Consider the following 20,526-nt stretch of genomic DNA (forward strand, 5'->3'; position numbering starts at 1 on the left):
GCACAAGTCTGCTAGAGATCGAGGAGCGTCGGCGGCAAATATCCCTCATGGGTGAGCAACCACCGCTTGGTCTCCACGCCCTCGCCGCCGCTGAACCCGCCCAGCCCCCTGCCCGCCGCGATGACCCGGTGGCACGGCACGATGATCGGGATCGGGTTGGAGCCCATGATCGAGCCGATGCCGCGCGCGGGCACGCCGGAGCCGCTCAGCTCGGCCAGCTCGCCGTAGGTGACGGCGGTGCCGTACGGGACGCCGTGCAGCGCCTGGAGCACCCGCAGCCGCGAGCCGGACATGAGCCGCCAGTCGATCGGCGTCTCGAACGTCTTCAGCTCCCCCGCGAAATACGCGTTCAGCTCGGCGACGGCGAAGGCCGTACGATCCGCATCATGAACCTCAGCCAGGTCGAGACGCCCGGCCAGCCCCGCCTGCGACCCCCAGCCGGACGCGACGAGCCCGGCCTCGGTCATGGCCAGCACGAACGTGCCCACCGGCGTGGGCACCTCGGCGAAGGAAACCGTGGTCATCATGTCCTCACGTGAGCTCGTGGTGCTGGGCACCTCCAGCGCGGTGCCCACCCGACACCGTAACCACAACGGCTACTTCCTGCGCTGGGACGGTCAGGGGTTCCTGTTCGACCCGGGCGAGGGCACGCAGCGGCAGATGGCGTACGCCGGGCTGAGCGCCAACGACGTGCACTGGCTCTGCCTGACCCACTTCCACGGCGACCACTGCCTCGGCGTGCCCGGGGTCGTGCAGCGCATCGCCCGCGACCGGGTCAGGCACCCGGTGCGCGCGGTCTTCCCCGGCTCCGGCCTCACCTACTGGCGCAGGCTCCGCCACGCCGCCGCCTTCGCCGACACCACGGTCATCGACGAGCGGCCCGTCTCCGGCGAGCTGGCCGGCGTCGGCCCGCTCACCGCGCGCCGCCTGTCCCACCCCGTCGAGTCCTACGGCTACCGCGTCCAGGAGCCGGCCGGCCGGCGCATGCTGCCGGAGAAGCTGGCCGCCCACGGCATCCGCGGCCCCGAGATCGGCGAGCTGCAGCGCACCGGGTCCGTGCGCGGCGTCACGCTCGACGAGTGCAGCGTCCCCCGGCCCGGGCAGAGCGTGGCCTTCATCATGGACACCCGGCTCTGCGACGCCGTCTTCGAGCTGGCCTCCGGGGCCGACCTGCTGGTGATCGAGTCCACCTTCCTGTCGCCGGAGAGCGCCCTGGCCAAGGAATACGGGCATCTGACGGCGTACGAGGCGGGGGTGGTCGCGGCCGACGCGGGCGTGCGCCGGCTGGTGCTCACGCACTTCTCCGAACGGTACGGCTTCGCCGACGAGCCGGCCTTCGTCGAGGAGGTGCGACGCAGCTTTTCCGGCGAGGTGGTGACGGCCCGCGACCTGATGACGATCCCGGTGCCGAAGCGTCAAGCCAGCCACAGCCCGGCGAAGTAGCCCACGCCGTAGGGCGCGGCAGCCGCCAGCAACCGCCCGTCGTACACCCCGGCCCCGGCCCCGGCCCCGGCCCCGGCCGCGCTCGGTGTGCCCGCTTCGCTCGGTGTGCCCGCTTCGCTCGGTGTGCCCGCTTCGCTCGGTGTGCCCGCTTCGCTCGGTGTGCCCGCTTCGCTCGGTGCTCCCGCTTCGCTCGGTGCTCCCGCTTCGCTCGGTGCTCCCGCTTCGCTCGGTGCTCCCGCTTCGCTCGGTGCTCCCTCCCGCTTCGCTCGGTGCGCCGTTGGCGCCCGTTGCGCTCGGTGTGGCTGCCGCGCCCGCGAGCACCTGGAGGGCGGCGCGGCCGCTCACCCACAGCCGGTCGGCCTCGGCGGGGTCGAGCGCCGCGAGGGCGGACGGGTCGCCGTCCGCCAGCGCCCGGCCGATCCGCTCGTTGAACGGCCCCGCCGCCGCGTCGTGCCTGCCCGGCGCCCCGGGGCTGAGACAGGCCGAGCCGTCGGCCATGACCAGCAGCGCCACCCGTCCGGCGCTCGTGGCCAGCTTCTCCCCCAGCGCCCGGCACTCCTCCGCGGCCGCGTCGAACGCCACGGCCTGCGCGCCTCCCGGAGGCTCCTCCCCGAGGAGCAGGCGGGCCACGGTCAGGGAGAGCGGAAGCACCGGCTCGCCGCTTCCCGCCGTGCGGTCCACGCCCCAGGGCCGCAGGCTGCCCGCCGCGGCGCCGTCGTACGCACGCGTGACCTCGGCGCCGCCCACCGTGATCAGCACGTCGGGACGCGCCCCGCGCAACGCGGCGATCGCGGTGAGGCAGGCGGAGCGGAGGTCGGGCATCCCGAGCACGACCAGCGGGGTTGGCGGGCAGACGGCCGCGGCGACAAGCACGAGCGCAAGCGTACGACGCCTGCGCACGGAGCCGGCTCGCGCCGTGCCTCCGCGGGCGGTCAGAACGGGTTGCGGCCCTCCCGGACGGCCGCCAGCAGGCCGCGGGTGTGGGTTTGGGACGCCTCGTGCAGGCTGCTGCCGAAGCTGATCCTGGCCACGCCCAGCTCCGCCAGCCGCGCGGGACCGGGCGCCCCCGGCCCGCAGTAGATGTTGACCGGCCCGCCCACCTCGGCGACGAACGCCCGGATGCCGTCCTCGTCGCCCAGCCCGATGGGGTAGACGCAGTCGGCCCCCGCCTCCAGGTAGCGCCGCCCGCGCGCCACGGCCTCCTCCCCGGAGGACCCCCCGAACAGGTAGACGTCGATCCTGGCGTTGATCACGAGGGCGTCGCCCGCCGCGGCCCGCACCTCGGCCAGGAACTCGGCCTGCTCGCCCGGATCGACCAGCTCGCCGCGCTCCGGCACCGAGTCCTCCAGGTTGCAGCCCGCGGCCCCCGCCTCGGCGAGGCGCTCGGCCAGCTCGGCGGGCTTGAGGCCGTAGCCGCGCTCGACGTCGGCGGTGAGGGGCACGTCCAGGACCCTGGCGATGCGGGCGACGGCCGCCATCATCTCGCCGGCCGGGGTCTGGTGCCCGTCGTCGTAGCCGAGCGCACGGGCCACGGCCGCGCTGCTGGTGGCGACGGCGGGGAACCCGGCCGCCCGCACGGCGCGGGCGGAGGCGGCGTCCCAGGCGTTGGGCAGGACCAGCGGGGCTCCGGGAACGTGCAGCGCCCGCAGCCGGGCCGCGTCATCGATCGTCATGCCGCGACTCTAGAGAGCGAAGTGGCCCGTCCATAGGTCCAGTCGGCCCTGCGATCCACAAGCCACTTCCCGCCGTCGCCCGGCGCTGGGCCGGTGATCGGCGGATCGCCTTCCGGTGGCGCGCCTTCCGGTGGCGCGGGGTGCCGGTCAGCAGCCGGACGTGGCGCACTGGCCGCTGACCGCGCCGGCCGGGCCGTCCGCCGGGTCGTCGGCGGGGGTGTCGTCGCCCGAGGACTGCGGAGCCCTGGTGGGGGAGGTCGTGACCGGCTTCTTGTCGTTCCCGTCACCCGTCCCGTTGCCCGTCCCGTTGCCGGTCTGGGTGGCGGGGCGGGAGGAGTCGGAGCCCGTCGAGCCGGTGTCGGCGGGGTCGCCGCCGCCCATGCCGGGGTCGGCGACGTCGCCCATGCTGCCGTCGTCGGGGGCGTCGGTGGACAGGTCGCCGTCGGGCGCGTCGGTGGTCACGTCGCCCATGGTGGCGTCGTCGCCACCGAGGTCCTCGGTCTCCCCGGCGCTCTGCGTGGCGGCGGGCGCGCCGCCGCTCTGCGGGGCCGCCGCGCCGGAGTCGCTCGCCAGCATGTAACCGGCGCCGCCGGCCGCGAGCACGGCGACGAGCGCCGAACCGGCGATGAGGAGCGTCTTCTGGTTCTTCTTCGAGCGCCTGTTTCTCGGGGCGCCCTTTCGCGCCGCCCGGCGGGCGTCTCCCGGCCCGTCCAGGATCTCCTGACGATCCGGCTCGTTCGGATCTTGCATGGTGGTGCAGCTCCCTGCGGTCGTATCGGGGAAAGCTCGCCGGCTTCCGCGGGTGATGGACCACACTAGCCGCAAAGGAGGAATGCTCGCACACCCATCACAAAGGAATCACGACTTGTCCCCCCTTAGATCCATTTTCCCAGGTAACGGGCTGCCCTTCGCGCCTCTCGCGGGCGTGGTCGTGGTGCTCGTCACGGCGGGCGCGGGAATATTCCTGGCATTCGCCAACGGCCCGGAACCGTCACCGCAAAGTCAACCGAAATTCGATCAGATAACTCCGCTTACCCCAAGATCGAATTTCTCGGAGACACCGCTTCCGGCGTCGAACGTGCCGCATTCGGCGATGGCCGCGCCGGCGCCTTCGGCTGGATCGCTCCAATTTCCGGCGTCCCAGCCCATGGACGCCGCGCTCGGGCCTCTGTCGCCGCCCTGGATCGAGATCTCGCCGCCCTGGGTCGAGACCGTGCCGCCCTGGGCGTCGCTCTCCGCCGTCCCCGCCGTCACCGCGGGCCCGTTCCTCCCGGGCCCGGCCGCGTCCCCGCCCGGCCGCTTCCCCGGAGGCCACGGCAAGGACCGCGACGGGACCGGCGGCGGAGGCCACGGCGGGGGCCGCAGCGGGAACGGCGGAGGGAACGGCGACGCGAGCCGCGCGGGGAGCCGTGACGGGGGCCGGAACGGGGGCCTGGACTCGGGCCGGGAACGCCCCCTGGTCCCGCCGCACGCCCGCCCGGCCCGCCCGGGCCCTCAACCGGCGCCCCAGCCGCCCCCTCAGCCGCCGCTCCAGGACCGCCCGATCCCCGCGGACCCGGTCCCGGGCCACCCGGTCCCGGAACGCCCCGTGCCGCAGCTTCCCGCCCCCGGCCGGGACAGGAACGCCGTCCCCGCCGTCCCCCGCGGCCCGGCCAACCCCTGCGCCACGTTCCACGACTTCCGCCGCGGCCCCTGCGACGCCGTACTCAACCGCCTGACCCGCTGAGCCCCCGCCGCACCAGTGAGCCCCGCCGCACCAGTGAGCCCCGCGCACCGCTGAGCACGCGAAAAGGGCGGCCCCGGAACATCCGGGGCCGCCCTTTCACCACAACCTGCGCCTCAGTGCGCCGAGCACCCTCCGGTGGCCGCCGGCAGCGGGGCGGGGCGGCCGATCGTGGGCATGCCCAGCAGCACCCCGGGAGCGCTCCGGGAACCGCCCTGGCGGGCCTCCCAGGCGTCGCCCGCCCGGGTGCGCCGCAGCCCCAGCACGGCCCCGTCGGCGACGAGGTGGTGCGGCGCGGCGTAGGTCACCTCGACCGTCACCATGTCGCCCGGCCGGGGCGTCTCGGCGTCGCCCACCGCGAAGTGCACCAGGCGGTTGTCGGGAGCGCGCCCGGACAGCCGCCGGGTCGCCTCGTCCTTGCGGCCCTCGCCCTCGGCCACCAGCACCTCGAGCGTCCGCCCGACCTGCTTCTTGTTCTCCTCCCAGGAGATCTCCTCCTGAAGGGCCACCAGCCGCTCGTAGCGCTCCTGCACGACCTCCTTGGGCACCTGGTCCTCCATGGTGGCCGCCGGGGTGCCGGGGCGGATGGAGTACTGGAAGGTGAAGGCGTTGGCGAAGCGGCTCTGGCGGACGACGTCGAGGGTGGCCTGGAAGTCCTCCTCCGTCTCGCCGGGGAAGCCGACGATGATGTCGGTCGAGATGGCGGCGTCGGGCATGGCCGCGCGCACCCGTTCGATGATGCCGAGGTAGCGCTCGGCCCGGTAGGAGCGGCGCATCGCGCGCAGCACCCGGTCGGAGCCCGACTGCAGCGGCATGTGGAGCTGGTGCATGACGTTGGGCGTCTCGGCCATGGCCGCGATGACGTCGTCGGTGAAGGCGGCCGGGTGGGGCGAGGTGAACCGGACCCGCTCCAGGCCCTCGACCTCGCCGCAGGCGCGCAGCAGCTTGCCGAAGGCCAGCCGGTCGCCGAACTCCACGCCGTAGGTGTTGACGTTCTGGCCCAGCAGCGTGACCTCCAGCACGCCCTGGCCGACCAGCGTGCGCACCTCGTTGAGGATGTCGCCGGGGCGGCGGTCCTTCTCCTTGCCGCGCAGCGACGGCACGATGCAGAACGTGCAGGTGTTGTTGCAGCCGACCGAGATGGACACCCAGGCGGCGTAGGGGGACTCGCGCTTGGTGGGCAGCGTCGAGGGGAAGACCTCCAGCGACTCCTTCAGCTCGACCTGCGCCTCGCCCTCGACGCGGGCGCGCTCCAGCAGCACCGGCAGCGAGCCGATGTTGTGCGTGCCGAACACGACGTCGACCCACGGCGCCTTGCGGACGATGTCGCCCTGGTCCTTCTGCGCCAGGCAGCCGCCGACGGCGATCTGCATGCGTGGGTTGCGCGTCTTGGCCGGCCGCAGGTGGCCGAGGTTGCCGTAGAGGCGGTTGTCGGCGTTCTCCCGCACGGCGCACGTGTTGAACACGACCACGTCGGCCGTCTCGCCGTCGGGGGCGGGCACGTAACCGGCGTCCTCCAGCAGGCCTGACAGCCGCTCGGAGTCGTGGACGTTCATCTGGCACCCGTATGTGCGCACTTCGTATGTGCGGGCGCCCTCCTGGGTCACAGTCATGGCACGTTCAAGGGTAGTCGTTGCGCGGCTTGCCACGGCCCGGATAGATCTAAAAGGCCAGCTTGATGGCATGATGTGATCGGATCGGTACCGCTCGGTTAGTGCACAGCGCTCTAACGCCCTCTACGTTTTACTCCATGACGGAGAACGGCGACGCCCCTCCACTGGTCCAGTTGGAGAACGTCAACAAGCACTTCGGGGCGCTGCATGTCCTGAAGAACATCAACTTGACCGTCTCTCGTGGCGAGGTTCTGGTCGTCATCGGCCCTTCGGGCGGCGGGAAGTCGACGTTGTGCCGCACGATCAACCGGTTGGAGACGATCAACGAGGGGAAGATCATATTTGACGGCCAGGTGCTGCCCGAGGAGGGCAAGGCGCTGGCCAGGCTGCGGTCCGAAGTCGGCATGGTCTTCCAGTCGTTCAACTTGTTCGCCCACAAGACCATCCGGGAGAACGTCACCCTCGGCCCCATGAAGGTGCGCGGGGTCCCGCGCGCCCAGGCCGACAAACGGGCGATGGAGTTGCTGGAACGGGTGGGCATCGCGGCGCAGGCGAACAAGTATCCGGCCCAGCTCTCCGGCGGTCAGCAGCAGCGCGTCGCGATCGCCAGGGCGCTGGCCATGGACCCGAAGCTGATCCTGTTCGACGAGCCGACCTCCGCACTGGACCCCGAGATGGTGCAGGAGGTGCTCGATGTCATGATCGGGCTGGCACGTGACGGCATGACGATGGTGGTCGTCACGCATGAGATGGGGTTCGCCCGCCGGGCCGCCAACCGGGTCGTGTTCATGGCGGACGGGCAGATCGTCGAGGAGAACACCCCCGACGAGTTCTTCACCAACGCGCAGACGGATCGTGCGCGCGACTTCCTTTCGAAGATCCTCACTCACTGAGAAGATCCTCACGCACTTAAGAGTATTGAGGCAGGTACAACATGCACATGCGTCGAATGGGAGCGGTGCTCTCGATAGCGGCCATGGTCGCGGGCCTGGCCGCCTGTGGCGGTGAGAGCGGCAACGGCGGGAGCGGCGGCGGCTCGTACGCCACCGTCGCGGACAAGGTCGCGGGCGGCGGCACGATCGTGGTCGGCACCAAGTGGGACCAGCCGAGCCTGGGCCTGAAGATGGGCAACGAGCCCGAGGGCTTCGACGTCGACGTGGCCAAGGCCGTGCTGAAGGAGGTGGCCGGCGGCAAGGACGTGAAGATCGAATGGAAGGAGTCGGCCTCGTCCAACCGCGAGCCGTTCCTGCAGAACGGCACGGTCGACATCGTCTTCGCGACCTACTCGATCACCGAGGAGCGCAAGAGCAAGGTCACCTTCGGCGGCCCGTACGTGATCGCGCACCAGGACGTCATGGTCCGCAAGGACGACACCTCGATCAACACCCCGCAGGACCTCAAGGGCAAGAAGATCTGCAAGGCCGCGGGCTCCAACTCCTACAAGCGCATCACCGACCCGCCGCCGGACGGTGAGCTCGACATCGACGCGACCACCGTCGACGCCGGCAACTACTCCGAGTGCGTGCAGAAGCTGACGGGCAGCAACCTCGACGCCGTCACCACCGACGACCTGATCCTGGCGGGCTTCGCCAAGCAGGCCGGCGGCAACTTCAAGGTGCTGGGCCAGGGCTTCACGGACGAGAAGTACGGCATCGGCCTGAAGAAGGGCGACACCAAGACCTGCGAGGCCGTCAACACCGCGGTGAAGAAGCTGTGGGACAACGGGACCATGAAGCAGCTGCTGGACAAGTGGTTCGGCGGCATCCAGGGTCTCAACCTGTCCACGACGGCGCCGCCGGCCGAGGGCTGCGCCTGATCACGTCGGTGACGGCGGCCGGTGCGCCGGCCGCCGCTCACCCCTGCGGTGGAGCACGATGGACGAACTAATCAAGTACGCGCCCGACCTCGGCCTGGGCTTCCTGGAGAACGTCAAGCTGTCGGTCGTGGCGGCCGTCGCCTCCCTGATCCTGGGCACGATCCTGGTGGCGATGCGCGTCTCACCCACGCCGGTCCTGCGCGCGGCCGGCACCTTCTACGTCAACGTGGTGCGCAACACCCCGCTCACGCTGGTGCTGGCGTTCTCGGCGCTGGGTCTGAGCGACCAGCTCGGCCTGGTGTTCTCCGAGACGCCGCTGACCAACTCGTTCTGGGTGGTCGCGATGGGCCTGTCGGCGTACACCGCGGCCTTCGTGTGCGAGGCGCTGCGCGCCGGCGTGAACACGGTCCCGATGGGCCAGGCCGAGGCGGCCAGGGCGATCGGGCTGACGTTCACGCAGTCGCTGACCATGATCATCCTGCCTCAGGCGTTCCGTGCGGTCATCGCGCCGCTGGGCAGCGTGATGATCGCGATGATCAAGAACACCACGGTCGCGACGGCGGGCGGATTCCTGGCCGACGCGGCGGCGGTCATGAAGATCACGTTCGACACGACGGGCGCGTCGATCCCGATCTTCCTCGGCGTGGTCGTCGCGTTCATGGTGCTGACCATGCCCGTCGGCTTCTTCGCCGGCTGGCTGCAGCGGCGGCTGGCGGTGGCGCGATGAGCACCTCCGTCCTGTTCGACGCCCCCGGCCCGCGCGGGCGGGTGCGCAACCACCTGCTCACGGTGATCAGCATCGTGGCGGTCGGCGCCGTCCTGTACGGCGTCTACCGGGGCTTCGACGCCAAGGGCCAGTTCGAGGGCCGGATCTGGCAGCCGTTCCTGATGTGGGAGACCTGGGAGTTCTACATCATCCCGGGCCTCATCGGCACGCTGCGGGCCGCGGCCGTGGCGGCGGTGCTCGCCCTGGCCTTCGGCGCGATCTTCGGCCTGGCCCGGCTCTCCGACCACGCCTGGATCCGGGTGCCGGCCGGCGTGGTGGTCGAGGTGTTCCGGGCCATCCCGCTGCTGCTGCTGATCTTCTTCATCTTCTACCTGGCGCCCACGGTGCTGGGCGGCGGCGACTACGCGTTCATGGCGGTCGTGCTCGGCCTGACCCTCTACAACGGGTCGGTGCTGGCCGAGGTCGTCAGGGCCGGCGTCAACGCGGTGCCGAAGGGGCAGTCCGAAGCCGCGTACGCGGTGGGCATGCGCAAGAACCAGGTCATGCGGATGGTGCTGCTGCCGCAGGGCGTCACCGCGATGATGCCCGCCATCGTCAGCCAACTCGTGGTGCTGCTCAAGGACACCGCGCTCGGCTACATCATCGCCTACGTCGACCTGCTGAACACCGGTTTCAAGATCCTGCCGGCCCGCTTCTTCGGCTCGCTGATCCCGGCGGCCATCGTCATCGGCATCATCTACGTGGCGCTCAACCTGGCGCTGAGCTACCTGGCCACGCGGCTGGAGCAGCGCAGCAGGCGCAGCCGCAAGACGGCGGCGGCCCCGGTCGTGGCGCCCGGCTCGGCCGAGGTCGGCATCGCGGCGGGGCAGGGCACCGAGGGCGGTGGCCTGGCGCCCGACCGTCCGCTGGAGTGACGGCGCGGGCGGCGGGCGCCCCTGGTGTCACGCCCGCCGCCCGCGATGTCCCCCTGATGCCAAGAACGCGATGTCCCCCTGATTGCCCAAGAATGGGCCATGTTTCCACAGTTGCGGCCCTGAACCGCGCCCGCTCGGGTTACGCATGGTCGTGTGACCATGCGTGGCTGGGGGTTCGCGGGGGCGGCCGTGGCGGTCGGCCTGGCGGCGTGCGCCGGCGGCGGCTCGTACGCCACCGTCGCGGACAAGGTCAAGGGCACCGGCACGGTTGTCGTCGGCACCAAGTGGGACCAGCCGGGCCTGGGCCTGAGGATGGGCGCCGAGCCCGAGGGCTTCGACGTCGACGTGGCCCGCTACATCGTCCGCCACCTCTCCGGCGGCGCCCCGGTCAAGATCACCTGGCGGGAGTCGCCGTCGTCCACCCGCGAGGCGCTGCTCCAGAACGGCACCGTGGACCTGATCGTCGCCTCCTACTCCATCACGGAGGCCCGCAAGCCCAAGGTGACCTTCGCCGGCCCGTACGTGATCGTCAGCCAGGACACCATGGTCCGCGCCGGCGACGACAGCATCCGCACGGTGAACGACCTGCGGGGCAAGCGGATCTGCCTGGCCGAGGGCTCGAACTCCTACCGCCGCATCGTGGACCCGCCGCCCGACGGCAGGCTGGACCTGCCGGCCCGGCTGGTGCCCGCCGCGAACTACTCCGACTGCGTGCGCAAGCTCAAGAACGGCCTGCTCGACGCGGTCAGCACCGAGAACCTGGGGCTGGCCGGGTTCGCCGAGCAGGATCCGGGGGCGTACCGGCTGCTCAATGACCCGATCACGGCCGAGAGCTGGGGCGTCGGGCTCAAGAAGGGCGACATCCAGACCTGCGAGGCCGTCAACCGGGCGATCGCCGCGATGTGGCGGGACGGCACGGCCACGCGGCTGCTGCACAAGTGGTTCGGCAGGACCGACCTCCACCTCCCCGCCACCCTCCCCCCGCCCGAGGGCTGTTCCTGAACCGGAACATCCCGCCCACCCACGCCTCTCGGCCCTTCCCCGGCGAACCCGCACCTCCCCCTTCCCAGTGAGACCCAGACCTCTCGGCCCCTTCCCCAGCGAACCCGCACCTCCCCCTTCCAGTGAAACCCGCACCTCCCGGCCCCTTCCCCAGCGAAGCCCCCACCTCCCCGGACCTCCCCCGGCGGGGCCCGCGCCTCCCCGCCCCGCCGCCCGGCGGCCGCCGAGCCGCGCGGAACCGGCCTCAACTGCGGGGACAGGACCGCACCGCGGCCAATCTTCCGGCAGGATGCGGGTATGCCTTTCTGGCCCTCCCCCATTTCGACCAGAGACGTCGCCGGCTCCGGTGTGCGCCCCGCCTGGCCCACGGCCGCGGGCGGCCGGGTGTGGTGGACCGAGGACCGCCCCGACGAGGGCGGGCGCACCACCATCGTGTCCGGCGCCGCCGACGGCACCCGCCGTGACCTGCTGCCCGCCCCGTGGTCCGCGCGCACCCGGGTGCACGAGTACGGCGGCAGACCCTACGCCGTCACCCCCTCGGGAGAGGTCGTCTTCGCCAACCTGAGCGACCAGCGGCTCTACCTCCTGGCCGATAACGGCGAACCGAAACCCCTCACCGACGAGGGCTGCCGCTACGCGGATCTGCTGGTCCACGACGGCCAGGTGTGGTGCGTACGCGAGCACCACGCCGACGACGGCAAGGTCACCAGGGCCGTCGTCTCGATCCCGCTGGACGGCGGCGAGCCCCGCGTATGGGTCACCGGCTGCGACTTCTACGCCTCCCCCGCGATCTCCCCCGACGGGCGGCACCTGGCCTACGTCTGCTGGAACCACCCCCGCATGCCCTGGGACGGCACCGAGCTGCGCGTCACCAGCCTCGCCGATCCCGCCGCCGGCTCGTGGACCGTGCGCGGCGGCCCCACCGAGTCCGTGCTGGCCCCGTCCTGGAAGGACGACGCCCGGCTCTACCTGGTCTCCGACGCCTCCGGCTGGTGGAACCTCTACGAGATCGGCCTGCGCGGCGACGGGGCGCGGGCGCTGTGCCCGGCCGAGGAGGAGTTCGCGGCGCCGCCGTGGCGGCTGGGCGGGATGCCGTACACCGTGCTCGCCGACGGACGCCTCGCGGTCCTGCACGGGCGCGGCGACCTGCGGCTGGCCGTGCTCGACCCCGCCTCGGGCGGGCTGACCGACCTCGACACGCCCTGCACCGGCTGGGACGCGGCGCTGGCCGCCGACGGCACGTCCGTCATCGGCGTCGGGTACGCCGCCACGACCCCCCGCTCGGTGCTGACCGTGGACACCGCGACCGGCGCGCACCGCCCGCTCATGCGCGACCTCACCCGCCTGCCCGACCCGGCCTACCTGCCCGTCCCCCGCCCCGTGCGGATGGGAGAGGTGCACGCCTTCCTCTACCCGCCCCACGCCCCGGCCACCGAGGGCACTCCCCCTTACGTGATCTTCGTGCACGGGGGGCCGACCGCCCACGCCGACACCGCGCTCGACCTGGAGAAGGCGTTCCTGACCTCGCGCGGCGTCGGCGTGCTCGACCTCAACTACGGCGGCTCGACCGGTTACGGCCGCGCCTACCGCGACCGGCTCAAGGGCCAGTGGGGCGTGGTGGACGTCGAGGACACCGTCGCCGCCGCCGAATGGCTGGCCGCCCAGGGCCTGGCCGACCCGGCCAGGATCGCGGTGCGCGGCGGCAGCGCGGGCGGCTGGACGGTGATGGCCGCCTGCTGCCGCTCCGACGTGTTCGCCGGAGGGGTGTCCTACTACGGGGTCAGCGCGCTCGGCCCGCTGGCCGCGCACACTCACGACTTCGAGTCACGCTACGTGGAGTGGCTGGTGGGGCCGGAGGATCCGCAGGTGTACGCCGCCAGGGAGCCCCTCGCCCTCGTGGACGGGGTGACCTGCCCGATGCTGCTCCTCCAGGGGCTCGACGATCCGGTGGTGCCGCCGGAGCAGTCCTCGGCGTTCGCCGACGCGCTGCTGGAGCGCGGGGTGCCGTGCACGTACCTCTCCTTCGAGGGCGAGTCCCACGGCTTCCGCCGCACCGAGACCCGCACCGCCGCCCTGGCCGCGGAGCTGGCCTTCTACCAGCAGATCTTCGGCTAGCCTCCCCGGCGTCGAGACCAGGCCCCCGGCTGGGGCCTGGGCGCGCGCCAGGGAGAGCCGGTGCCGGCGAAGGAGCCAGTGCCGGCGAGGGAGGGAGGGTCAGCGGGCGAACTCGGTCGCCCGCGACTCCCTGACCACCGTGATGCGGATCTGCCCCGGGTAGGTGAGCTCCTCCTCGACCTGCTTGGCCACGTCTCTGGCGATCACCTGGGCCTGGATGTCGTCGATCGCGTCCGGCTTGACCATGACCCGGATCTCGCGCCCGGCCTGCATGGCGAACACCTTCTCCACGCCGTCGTAGGACTGCGCGATCTCCTCCAGCCGCTCCAGCCGCTTGACGTACGCCTCCAGCGACTCGCGCCGGGCGCCGGGACGGCTGCCGCTGATCGCGTCGGCGGCCTGCGTCAGCACCGCCTCGACGGTGCGGACCTCGACCTCGTTGTGGTGCGCCTCGATGGCGTGCACCACGTCCTCCTCCTCGCCGTAGCGGCGGGCGATCTCCGCCCCGATCAGCGCGTGGCTGCCCTCCACCTCGTGCGTGAGGGCCTTGCCGATGTCGTGGAGCAGGGCGCAGCGCTTCATCAGCGTCTGGTTCATCTTCAGCTCGGCGGCCATGATGCCGGCGATGTGGGCGGATTCGATGAGGTGCTTGAGCACGTTCTGGCCGTAGGAGGTGCGGTAGCGCAACTGCCCCAGCAGCAGTGTCAGCTCGGGGTGCATGTCGGTGATGCCCAGCTCGACGAGGGCGTCCTCGCCGGCCCGCGCGCACAGGTCCTGGACCTCCTGGCGGCTGCGGTCGTGCGCCTCCTCGATGCGCTGCGGGTGGATGCGGCCGTCGAGCACCAGCTTCTCCAGCGTCAGCCGCGCCGTCTCCCGCCTGACCGGGTCGAAACACGACAACAGCACCGCCTCCGGCGTGTCGTCGATGATGAGGTTGACGCCGGTCGTGGACTCGAACGCGCGGATGTTGCGCCCCTCGCGCCCGATGATGCGGCCCTTCATCTCGTCGCCGGGCAGGTGCAGCACGCTGACCACCGACTCGGCCGTCTGCTCGGCCGCCAGCCGCTGCACGGCCAGCGTCACGATCTTCGTGGCCCGCTTCTCGCCCTCCTTGCGGGCCTCCCCCTCGATCTCCCTGACGATCAGCGCGGCCTCGCGCTTGGCCTGGTTCTCGATCTCCTTGACCAGCTCGGCCTTGGCCTGCTCGCCGGTGAGCCCGGCGACCCGCTCCAGGATGATCCGCCGCTCCTCCTCGACCTGCAGCAGCTCCTCGCGGCGGTCGGCCAGCTCGACCTCGGTCTCGGCCAGCTTCCTGTCCCGCTCGGCCTGCCGCCTGGCCTCCTCGTCCAGCCGCTGCTCCCGCTCGGCCAGCCTGGCCTCCCGGCGTTCAAGGTCGGAGCGCAGCTCCTTGAGCTCGGACTTGAGTATCCGGCTCTCCTCCTCGACCTCCCGCCGCATCTGCGCGGCGCTCTCGGCCGCCGCCTCGGACCTGCGCAGGATCTCCTCGGCGTCACTCTCCGCCTTGTGGCGGATCTCCCGCGCCTCCTCGCGCGCCTGCTCCAGCTCCTCGTGCACGGCCTGCACCTGCTCGGGGCTCGGCTTGCCCGCCCGTGGCGTGCCGCCGGAGGTGCGCCTTATGACGACGAGGAGCGCGACTATCATCCCGAACGCGAGCACGAGCACCGCCACCATCAGCACCACGACCAGCGGCCCCATGTGCGCCCCGCCCTCCTCGCGTCGTCAAGAACTCATAACGCGGCCACAAAACAGGAGGGGTCACAGACGCGCCACGAATCGCCCGATCGGCGTCATCGGCAGGATCGATGTCAAGCCAAGGCTGACCGGGCGTCGACTGTGAAAGCCGACACCTCGCCCGCCTCGACCGCTCAAGCTCGTTCGTCCGTCGTTCACCGGTATGGCAATCCGCGCTGCGCGGAGTAACTCCTCACTGCCGTCGAGGTTATGCGTCGAACAGGTCACGAGCAAGCAAACGCGTCATCAAGCGTGTCTTACGGGCCCGCTTCTCCACTTTCGGCTAGATACCCCCCATTACTGCCGGAATTGCCCTCCCCGGCCCCGTCCACCCCTTGGCGCGACCCACGTGCCTCCAGCCAGGGGCTCAAGGGTTCCTGGATCAGGCACAGGGGTCGGTACAGACTCCTGCGGCGAGTGCTGGATCCGCGCGAAGGGGCGTACAGCCCCCTGACCCGCGAGCAAGGCCGGCACGGCGTTCCCCGACGTGTGAGGAAGCCCGCTCGGCGGCTGCCGAAACCGCAGGAGAAGGCTCAACTTCCCGGACCCGCAAAAGGAGGCCTCAACAGGTCTCCGCGCCCCTGAGAGAGGACCTCAAGAGGCCGGACGGCCCCCTCAGGGGTGCCGGACGGACTCCTCAAGGGGCCGGACGGACTCCTCAAGGGGCCGGACGGACTCCTCGTCGCGCCGGACGGACCCCCTCAAGGGACTGGACGAACTTCTCGGCGCGCTGGACAGGCCCTCAGCGGGCTCTGGACCAACCCAGAAGGCTCTGGACGAACACCAGAAGGCGCTCGTCGAGTCTTCGAGAGGGCTCTGGACGAATCCCCTCAGACGGCTCCGTGCAGGACCGCCTCAATTCTCCTCAGACAAACCCCTTGAGGCACCGCCGGGAAGCTGCCCGGCACCGATCCGGGTTACGAGAAGTCTTCCTCCAGCTCGATGCCCTCCTGTTCGAGGGCCTCGCGGATGACGCGGAAGGCCAGGCCGGAGGGGTATCCCTTGCGGGCGAGCATGCCGGCCAGCCGACGGGTGCGGGTCTGCGGGTCGAGGGAGCGGGTAGTGGCGAGCTTGCGTTCCACCAGCCGCCGGGCCGTCTCCGCCTCCTGGTCGGGGTCCAGCCGTTCCACGGCCTCGTTGACCGTGTCGCTGTCCACGCCCCGATGGCGCAACTCGGCCGCCAGCGCACGCTTGGACAGCCCTCTCCCATGGTGCCGGGAGTCCACCCACGCCGCCGCGAACGCCTCGTCGTTGATCAGTCCGAGCTCGGAGAACCGGCTGAGCACCGCCTCGGCGGCCTCTTCCGGCACATCCCGCTTGCGCAGGGCCTCGGCGAGCTGGGCGCGCGTCTTGGGCGCCATCGTGAGCAGGCGCAGGCAGATGGCCCGAGCCACCGACTCCGGATCGGCCTCGCGCCCTGAGCCGGCCGGCGTCTCGGCATCCGGCCCGTCAGGCAACCAGCCCTGCTTTCTGCCCTTCTTCCGGCCTCCTCGCCCGGACCTCCCGGCCCTGCCCTCACGCCGCTCAGCCCCATCGTCGAAAAGCCCGGCGCCACCGGCCCCTTGTCCGGCTCCTCCCCCAGGTCGCCCAGCCTCACCACCGAAGAACCCGGCCCCGCCGTCGTCAGCTTGTCCGGCTCCTCGCCCGAACCGGCCGGCCCGGCTGCCACCCTGCTCGGGCTCGTCGCTGGGCAGGTCGAATCCGTTGCCGTCGTGCTCGGGTGTTCCGGGGAAACGCCCTGCTCTCCTGCCGAACCGCTCGCCCTCTCCGCCGGACTGCTCGGCCTCGCCGGCGGGAGCGGTCTTCTCGCCGAACGGCCGGGACTCCTCGTCACGTTCGCCGAACGGGGCGGGCCCGTGGTCACCGAACGGAGTAGGCGGCCCGTCGTCACCGAACGGGGTAGGCCCCTCGCCGAACTCGTCGAACTCGCCGCCGGGTTGTCCGAACCCGTTGCCAGCGCGGCCGAAGCCGTTGTCAGCGATCCCGGACCCGTTGCCGGAGCGGCCGGACCCGTTGCCGGAGCGGCCGGACCTCCCACCAGGTCGGCCGGCCCGCTTGCCGAACCCACCGGAACGGCGTCCCTTGCCCGAGCGGCGTTTCTCGCCGTCGCTCGGCTCGGGCGCGAACCAGCTGCTGCCCGCGAGCGGCTGAGAGTGCCACTCGTCACCAGGCCGCCCCTCGGACGCGGACTCCGCACGAGCACTTGTGCCGTACGGGCCTTCTGCGTCGTCACGACGACCGGCCACCTCGTCGCGGCTGACCGCGCCGTGAGAGCCGACATCGTCCTGAAAGCCGACAGCGTCTTGAGAGCCGCCGGTGCCGTCAGGGCCGGCGGTGTCGCGGGGGTCGCCGGTGCCGTCCTGGCGTGCCGGAGTGGTCCGGTCGTCGGGAGTGGCCCCGTCGTCCGTGGCGTCCTGGCCGGTGGGACCGGGTGGAGCGGTGATGGGCTGTTCGGATGGAGGCGAGAACGTGCTGTCCGTACGGTCCGCCGCAGGGTCTGGGGACTCGGCGGAGGAGGGGGCGGTGGCGCGCAGGCGGGTGCGTTGCTCGCGCCACTCGTCCACCGACGGCCAGCCGTCCGTGGACGAGCGGGCCAGGTCGCGCCCGCGCCGTGAAGGAGGGTCGGGCCAGGCGCCCCGATCGGAGGGGTGGGGCGCTTGCGGCCGGTCGGTGTCGCTCATCCGGTCAGCGATCAGACGTCACCCGGCTTCGGGGTCGACTTCGAGCCACGGCCCGAGGGAGCGGCTGCGGCGGCCGGGGCCGGGGCGGCGGCGGGCTCGGCGGGGGCGTCGAGGCGCGGGCCCACACCCAGCTTGTCCTTGATCTTCTTCTCGATCTCGTTGGCCATGTCGGGGTGGTTCTTCAGGAAGTTGCGGGCGTTCTCCTTGCCCTGGCCGAGCTGGTCGCCTTCGTACGTGTACCAGGCGCCGGACTTGCGGACGAAGCCGTGCTCCACGCCCATGTCGATGAGGCCGCCCTCGCGGGAGATGCCCACCCCGTAGAGGATGTCGAAGTCGGCGACGCGGAAGGGCGGGGCCATCTTGTTCTTGACGACCTTGACCCTGGTGCGGTTGCCGACCGCCTCCGTGCCGTCCTTGAGGGTCTCGATGCGGCGGATGTCCATCCGGACCGAGGCGTAGAACTTCAGCGCCTTACCACCGGTCGTGGTCTCGGGGCTGCCGAACATGACGCCGATCTTCTCGCGGAGCTGGTTGATGAAGATGGCGGTGGTGCCGGTGCTGTTGAGGGCGCCGGCGATCTTGCGCAGAGCCTGGGACATGAGGCGGGCCTGGAGACCGACGTGGCTGTCGCCCATCTCGCCCTCGATCTCGGCCTTGGGCACCAGGGCCGCGACCGAGTCGATGACGATGATGTCGACGGCGCCCGACCTGATCAGCATGTCGGCGATCTCGAGCGCCTGCTCACCCGTGTCGGGCTGGGAGACCAGCAGGGCGTCGGTGTCGACCCCGAGCTTCTTGGCGTATTCGGGGTCGAGCGCGTGCTCGGCGTCGACGAACGCGGCGATGCCGCCGGCCCGCTGCGCGTTGGCCACCGCGTGCAGGGCCACCGTGGTCTTACCCGAGGACTCCGGGCCGTAGATCTCCACGATGCGCCCGCGCGGCAGGCCGCCGATGCCGAGGGCGACGTCAAGGGAGATCGACCCCGTGGGGACCACCTCGATGGGAGCGCGGGCCTCGTCGCCCAGCCTCATGACGGAGCCCTTGCCGAACTGTCGCTCGATCTGAGCGAGTGCGGTCTCGAGGGCCTTCTCGCGGTCGTTGATAGCCATGGGAACTCCCCCTGGAGAGTCGTGGTCCGATCAGTCGAGTGAAAGCTACGGCCTGCCACCGACAATTTCTGCCGCAGTCGGGGAAGACGTGGCGCGGCTTCGTCCATGGTAGCCGAACGGCTGTTCGATCACTGCAGAAACACGCAGGTCGCCCATTAATCCTCCACCCGCGCCGGCCGAGGCGGAGCGGACCGCTCACCCAGGCAAGATCCATCCCGGAGGCCGCCCCGCCCGCAGGATGCGGCGTCGCCTCTCCGCCTCTGAAGGCTGCCCCGGCGGCCGGCTCCTCGCGGGCGCGGCATGGTCGCCTCCTGGGAGGTCCTTCCACGGTGGCCGGCTCGTGCGCGGGCGCGGTGTGGTCTCTCCGTTCCTGGAAGGCGTCGTACGTCCTGGAAGGCGTCGTACGCGGCCTCCCGGGCGCCCCGGCCGAACGATGTCACGGGACGTTGCCCACGTCGTGTTGTCAGGCTCGGTGAGCTGGGGAGACTCAACGGGAGGGCGACAACTGGAGGCGGCACGTGGCGAGCGGCTACACCGGGGAACGACGCGTCCGTCTCGAGGCACTCGCCGAGATGTTGCCCTCTCATGGCCTGGTCAGCCGCATGGTCGGGGGTGAGGACCCGGTGTTGTGGGTGTGGCACCCGCGTACCGGCCGCCAGACGATCGTCTTCGCCACCCCGACCAACCACGGCTGGCAGTTCCTGTGGTCACCGGGCGGGCAGAGCGGCGCCGACGACCTGGAGCGTACGGTCGCGACCCTCCGCGAGGCGCTCGACAGCCCGCCGCAGCCCGCCTGAGCGGGGAGGAGAGCGGGCGAGGGTGAGCGAGGACAGGCGAAGGTGGGGTGAGGACAGGCGAAGGTGGATGCGGACAGGCGAAGGTGGATGCGGACAGGCGAGGGCGGGCGAGGGTGAGCGAGGGCGGGTGAGGACGAGCGAGGATGGGTGTGGGTCAGCGGAGTTTGGGGGAGACGTCTTCCACCTGGCAGACCGCGCGCCACACCGTCTTCACGCTCTCCCCGTCGGCCAGCGCCTGCACGACGGTGCGGCCGCCCAAGGGGGCGAGGACGTAGTCGCGGGCCCATGACTCCGCGTACGTCTCGCCGAAGTGGGCGTTCATCCGTCTCCAGAACTCGGTCAGGCGCATGGAGTCAAGTATGAAAGCGCGCGCGGTGTGGGTAGGACATCCGCATGCCAAAGACCCCCAAGTCTTCACCCCCGAAGACAGCCAGGACGAAGGCCAACAGGGCCAAGCGCCGCCGATTGTCACTCGTGATCAGGCAGGCCGTACGGAAGGAGAAGGAGGAGCGCGCCGAGCGGCACGCCGGCATCAGGCAGGCGCCGAGGGCGGGCAAGCCGCGTACGCGCAGGGCATCGCGGCGTTAGGGTCGCGATCCTCGCGAACTCACAGCACCCGCGCGCCGTACATCTCACCGAGATGGTCGGCGAGCAGCTCCAGCCGGGCGCCGTCGGGGTCCTTGAAGTAAATGGAGGCGCCGCTCTCTATCTGGTGCGGCACGCCGGCCATCTCCAACTTCCCGCGCAACCGCTCCCACGTGGCCGGGTCGACGGAGATCGCTATGTGGTGCAGCCCGCCGAGCACCTCTTGGTACGGCCCCAGGTCGAGCCCGGGGAAGTCGAAGAACGCGAGCAGGTTGCCGTTGCCGATGTCGAAGAAGAAGTGGCTCGACCCCTTGTAGTCGCGGTTCTCGATGATCTCCGTCAGCGGGAACTCCAGGAGCTCGTGGTAGAACTTGATGGTCCGTTCCACGTCCGACGAGACCAGCGCCATGTGATGCAGGCCGCGCGCGCTGCTGGACGGTCGATGCGGTAACACGTATTGCCGTCGTAGCTCCGCACGGCGGGCTTCGATGGTCGCGTAATCGATGGTCACGGTCGCTGTATGTCCGCCAGGGCGCCGGCTCAATCACCCGGGCGGCGCCCAATGCGTTTTCTGTC

Annotated in this window: 20 protein-coding genes; 10 read left to right on the forward strand and 10 right to left on the reverse strand. The window is 71.3% G+C overall.

Going from position 1 to position 20,526, the window contains the following annotated elements; genetic code table 11:
- Nucleotides 1-11 precede the first annotated feature (11 nt).
- Nucleotides 12-527, reverse strand: coding sequence for a methylated-DNA--[protein]-cysteine S-methyltransferase (locus tag IO39_RS48675; protein WP_043640679.1), 516 nt, complete (start codon nucleotides 525-527; stop codon nucleotides 12-14).
- Here IO39_RS48675 and IO39_RS48680 point away from each other — a divergent pair.
- The gene (locus IO39_RS48680; RefSeq protein WP_043640682.1) at nucleotides 526-1,443 is read left to right on the forward strand and encodes a ribonuclease Z; all 918 of its coding nucleotides are present in this window, start codon (nucleotides 526-528) and stop codon (nucleotides 1,441-1,443) included. The two genes, IO39_RS48675 and IO39_RS48680, sit on opposite strands and share 2 nt — an antisense overlap.
- Before the next feature lie 932 nt (nucleotides 1,444-2,375).
- Here the strand turns inward: IO39_RS48680 and IO39_RS48685 are convergent.
- The 3 genes from IO39_RS48685 to IO39_RS55760 form a co-directional block, all read right to left on the reverse strand.
- Nucleotides 2,376-3,116: an isocitrate lyase/PEP mutase family protein gene (locus IO39_RS48685; protein WP_043640684.1), complete on the reverse strand. Its 741-nt coding sequence runs from the start codon at nucleotides 3,114-3,116 to the stop codon at nucleotides 2,376-2,378.
- A 147-nt stretch (nucleotides 3,117-3,263) separates the two neighbouring features.
- Entirely contained in the window at nucleotides 3,264-3,866 is a 603-nt protein-coding gene (locus tag IO39_RS48690) for a hypothetical protein (RefSeq protein ID WP_043640687.1), read from the reverse strand.
- Between the two features lie 267 nt (nucleotides 3,867-4,133).
- Complete coding sequence (locus IO39_RS55760; RefSeq protein ID WP_157549922.1) at nucleotides 4,134-4,370, reverse strand: hypothetical protein; 237 nt, start codon at nucleotides 4,368-4,370, stop codon at nucleotides 4,134-4,136.
- Between the two features lie 334 nt (nucleotides 4,371-4,704).
- On the opposite strand from IO39_RS55760, the gene IO39_RS59355 reads away from it, so the two are divergent.
- Nucleotides 4,705-4,842, forward strand: coding sequence for a hypothetical protein (locus IO39_RS59355; protein ID WP_157549923.1), 138 nt, complete (start codon nucleotides 4,705-4,707; stop codon nucleotides 4,840-4,842).
- A 113-nt stretch (nucleotides 4,843-4,955) separates the two neighbouring features.
- Here the strand turns inward: IO39_RS59355 and miaB are convergent, their stop codons facing one another.
- Nucleotides 4,956-6,452, reverse strand: a complete 1,497-nt coding sequence (gene miaB / locus IO39_RS48700) for a tRNA (N6-isopentenyl adenosine(37)-C2)-methylthiotransferase MiaB (RefSeq protein WP_245642699.1) — start codon at nucleotides 6,450-6,452, stop codon at nucleotides 4,956-4,958.
- A 137-nt stretch (nucleotides 6,453-6,589) separates the two neighbouring features.
- Between miaB and IO39_RS48705 the strand changes: the two genes are divergently transcribed.
- From IO39_RS48705 to IO39_RS48730, 6 genes are all read left to right on the forward strand, one after another.
- Entirely contained in the window at nucleotides 6,590-7,345 is a 756-nt protein-coding gene (locus IO39_RS48705) for an amino acid ABC transporter ATP-binding protein (protein WP_052424338.1), read from the forward strand.
- 41 nt (nucleotides 7,346-7,386) lie between these two features.
- A complete protein-coding gene (locus IO39_RS48710) occupies nucleotides 7,387-8,268 on the forward strand; it encodes a glutamate ABC transporter substrate-binding protein (RefSeq protein ID WP_043640699.1) in 882 nt (293 codons plus the stop codon).
- Between the two features lie 58 nt (nucleotides 8,269-8,326).
- On the forward strand, nucleotides 8,327-8,995 hold the full coding sequence (locus IO39_RS48715) for an amino acid ABC transporter permease (RefSeq protein WP_043640703.1): 669 nt from the start codon (nucleotides 8,327-8,329) through the stop codon (nucleotides 8,993-8,995).
- The gene (locus tag IO39_RS48720; protein WP_043640706.1) at nucleotides 8,992-9,909 is read left to right on the forward strand and encodes an amino acid ABC transporter permease; all 918 of its coding nucleotides are present in this window, start codon (nucleotides 8,992-8,994) and stop codon (nucleotides 9,907-9,909) included. Before IO39_RS48715 ends, IO39_RS48720 begins: the two co-directional genes overlap by 4 nt.
- Nucleotides 9,910-10,068: 159 nt before the next feature.
- Nucleotides 10,069-10,911, forward strand: coding sequence for a glutamate ABC transporter substrate-binding protein (locus IO39_RS48725; protein WP_043641016.1), 843 nt, complete (start codon nucleotides 10,069-10,071; stop codon nucleotides 10,909-10,911).
- Nucleotides 10,912-11,208: 297 nt separating this feature from the next.
- Nucleotides 11,209-13,026, forward strand: a complete 1,818-nt coding sequence (locus tag IO39_RS48730; RefSeq protein WP_043640708.1) for a S9 family peptidase — start codon at nucleotides 11,209-11,211, stop codon at nucleotides 13,024-13,026.
- 99 nt (nucleotides 13,027-13,125) lie between these two features.
- Here the strand turns inward: IO39_RS48730 and rny are convergent, their stop codons facing one another.
- From rny to recA, 3 genes are all read right to left on the reverse strand, one after another.
- Nucleotides 13,126-14,742 carry a ribonuclease Y gene (rny, locus tag IO39_RS48735; protein ID WP_043640711.1) on the reverse strand — a complete coding sequence of 539 codons (1,617 nt, stop codon included), beginning with the start codon at nucleotides 14,740-14,742 and terminating at the stop codon, nucleotides 13,126-13,128.
- A gap of 953 nt (nucleotides 14,743-15,695) precedes the next feature.
- Nucleotides 15,696-17,459 (reverse strand): RecX family transcriptional regulator, encoded by a 1,764-nt coding sequence (locus tag IO39_RS53930; protein WP_084774778.1) that lies wholly within the window; start codon nucleotides 17,457-17,459, stop codon nucleotides 15,696-15,698.
- Between the two features lie 11 nt (nucleotides 17,460-17,470).
- Nucleotides 17,471-18,568: a recombinase RecA gene (gene recA / locus IO39_RS48745; protein ID WP_043640714.1), complete on the reverse strand. Its 1,098-nt coding sequence runs from the start codon at nucleotides 18,566-18,568 to the stop codon at nucleotides 17,471-17,473.
- A gap of 572 nt (nucleotides 18,569-19,140) precedes the next feature.
- Between recA and IO39_RS48750 the strand changes: the two genes are divergently transcribed.
- Nucleotides 19,141-19,365 (forward strand): hypothetical protein, encoded by a 225-nt coding sequence (locus IO39_RS48750; RefSeq protein WP_245642701.1) that lies wholly within the window; start codon nucleotides 19,141-19,143, stop codon nucleotides 19,363-19,365.
- A 154-nt stretch (nucleotides 19,366-19,519) separates the two neighbouring features.
- Here the strand turns inward: IO39_RS48750 and IO39_RS48755 are convergent, their stop codons facing one another.
- Nucleotides 19,520-19,714, reverse strand: a complete 195-nt coding sequence (locus IO39_RS48755) for a DUF3046 domain-containing protein (protein WP_043640719.1) — start codon at nucleotides 19,712-19,714, stop codon at nucleotides 19,520-19,522.
- Between the two features lie 44 nt (nucleotides 19,715-19,758).
- On the opposite strand from IO39_RS48755, the gene IO39_RS55770 reads away from it, so the two are divergent.
- Entirely contained in the window at nucleotides 19,759-19,953 is a 195-nt protein-coding gene (locus IO39_RS55770) for a hypothetical protein (protein WP_157549924.1), read from the forward strand.
- A gap of 19 nt (nucleotides 19,954-19,972) precedes the next feature.
- Here the strand turns inward: IO39_RS55770 and IO39_RS48765 are convergent, their stop codons facing one another.
- Nucleotides 19,973-20,461: a VOC family protein gene (locus IO39_RS48765; RefSeq protein WP_052424339.1), complete on the reverse strand. Its 489-nt coding sequence runs from the start codon at nucleotides 20,459-20,461 to the stop codon at nucleotides 19,973-19,975.
- Nucleotides 20,462-20,526 lie beyond the last annotated feature (65 nt).

Source organism: Nonomuraea candida, assembly GCF_000725485.1.
Classification (GTDB): domain Bacteria; phylum Actinomycetota; class Actinomycetes; order Streptosporangiales; family Streptosporangiaceae; genus Nonomuraea; species Nonomuraea candida.

Coding starts and splice junctions, on each gene's coding strand:
- IO39_RS48680 (WP_043640682.1), top strand. CDS start 526: ATGTCCTCACGTGAGCTCGTGGTGCTGGGCACCTCCAGCGCGGTGCCC.
- IO39_RS48675 (WP_043640679.1), bottom strand. CDS start 527: ATGATGACCACGGTTTCCTTCGCCGAGGTGCCCACGCCGGTGGGCACG.
- IO39_RS48685 (WP_043640684.1), bottom strand. CDS start 3,116: ATGACGATCGATGACGCGGCCCGGCTGCGGGCGCTGCACGTTCCCGGA.
- rny (WP_043640711.1), bottom strand. CDS start 14,742: ATGGGGCCGCTGGTCGTGGTGCTGATGGTGGCGGTGCTCGTGCTCGCG.
- IO39_RS48755 (WP_043640719.1), bottom strand. CDS start 19,714: ATGCGCCTGACCGAGTTCTGGAGACGGATGAACGCCCACTTCGGCGAG.
- IO39_RS48710 (WP_043640699.1), top strand. CDS start 7,387: ATGCACATGCGTCGAATGGGAGCGGTGCTCTCGATAGCGGCCATGGTC.
- IO39_RS48720 (WP_043640706.1), top strand. CDS start 8,992: ATGAGCACCTCCGTCCTGTTCGACGCCCCCGGCCCGCGCGGGCGGGTG.
- recA (WP_043640714.1), bottom strand. CDS start 18,568: ATGGCTATCAACGACCGCGAGAAGGCCCTCGAGACCGCACTCGCTCAG.
- IO39_RS53930 (WP_084774778.1), bottom strand. CDS start 17,459: ATGAGCGACACCGACCGGCCGCAAGCGCCCCACCCCTCCGATCGGGGC.
- IO39_RS55770 (WP_157549924.1), top strand. CDS start 19,759: ATGCCAAAGACCCCCAAGTCTTCACCCCCGAAGACAGCCAGGACGAAG.
- miaB (WP_245642699.1), bottom strand. CDS start 6,452: ATGACTGTGACCCAGGAGGGCGCCCGCACATACGAAGTGCGCACATAC.
- IO39_RS48705 (WP_052424338.1), top strand. CDS start 6,590: ATGACGGAGAACGGCGACGCCCCTCCACTGGTCCAGTTGGAGAACGTC.
- IO39_RS48730 (WP_043640708.1), top strand. CDS start 11,209: ATGCCTTTCTGGCCCTCCCCCATTTCGACCAGAGACGTCGCCGGCTCC.
- IO39_RS48715 (WP_043640703.1), top strand. CDS start 8,327: ATGGACGAACTAATCAAGTACGCGCCCGACCTCGGCCTGGGCTTCCTG.
- IO39_RS48750 (WP_245642701.1), top strand. CDS start 19,141: ATGTTGCCCTCTCATGGCCTGGTCAGCCGCATGGTCGGGGGTGAGGAC.
- IO39_RS48690 (WP_043640687.1), bottom strand. CDS start 3,866: ATGCAAGATCCGAACGAGCCGGATCGTCAGGAGATCCTGGACGGGCCG.
- IO39_RS48725 (WP_043641016.1), top strand. CDS start 10,069: ATGCGTGGCTGGGGGTTCGCGGGGGCGGCCGTGGCGGTCGGCCTGGCG.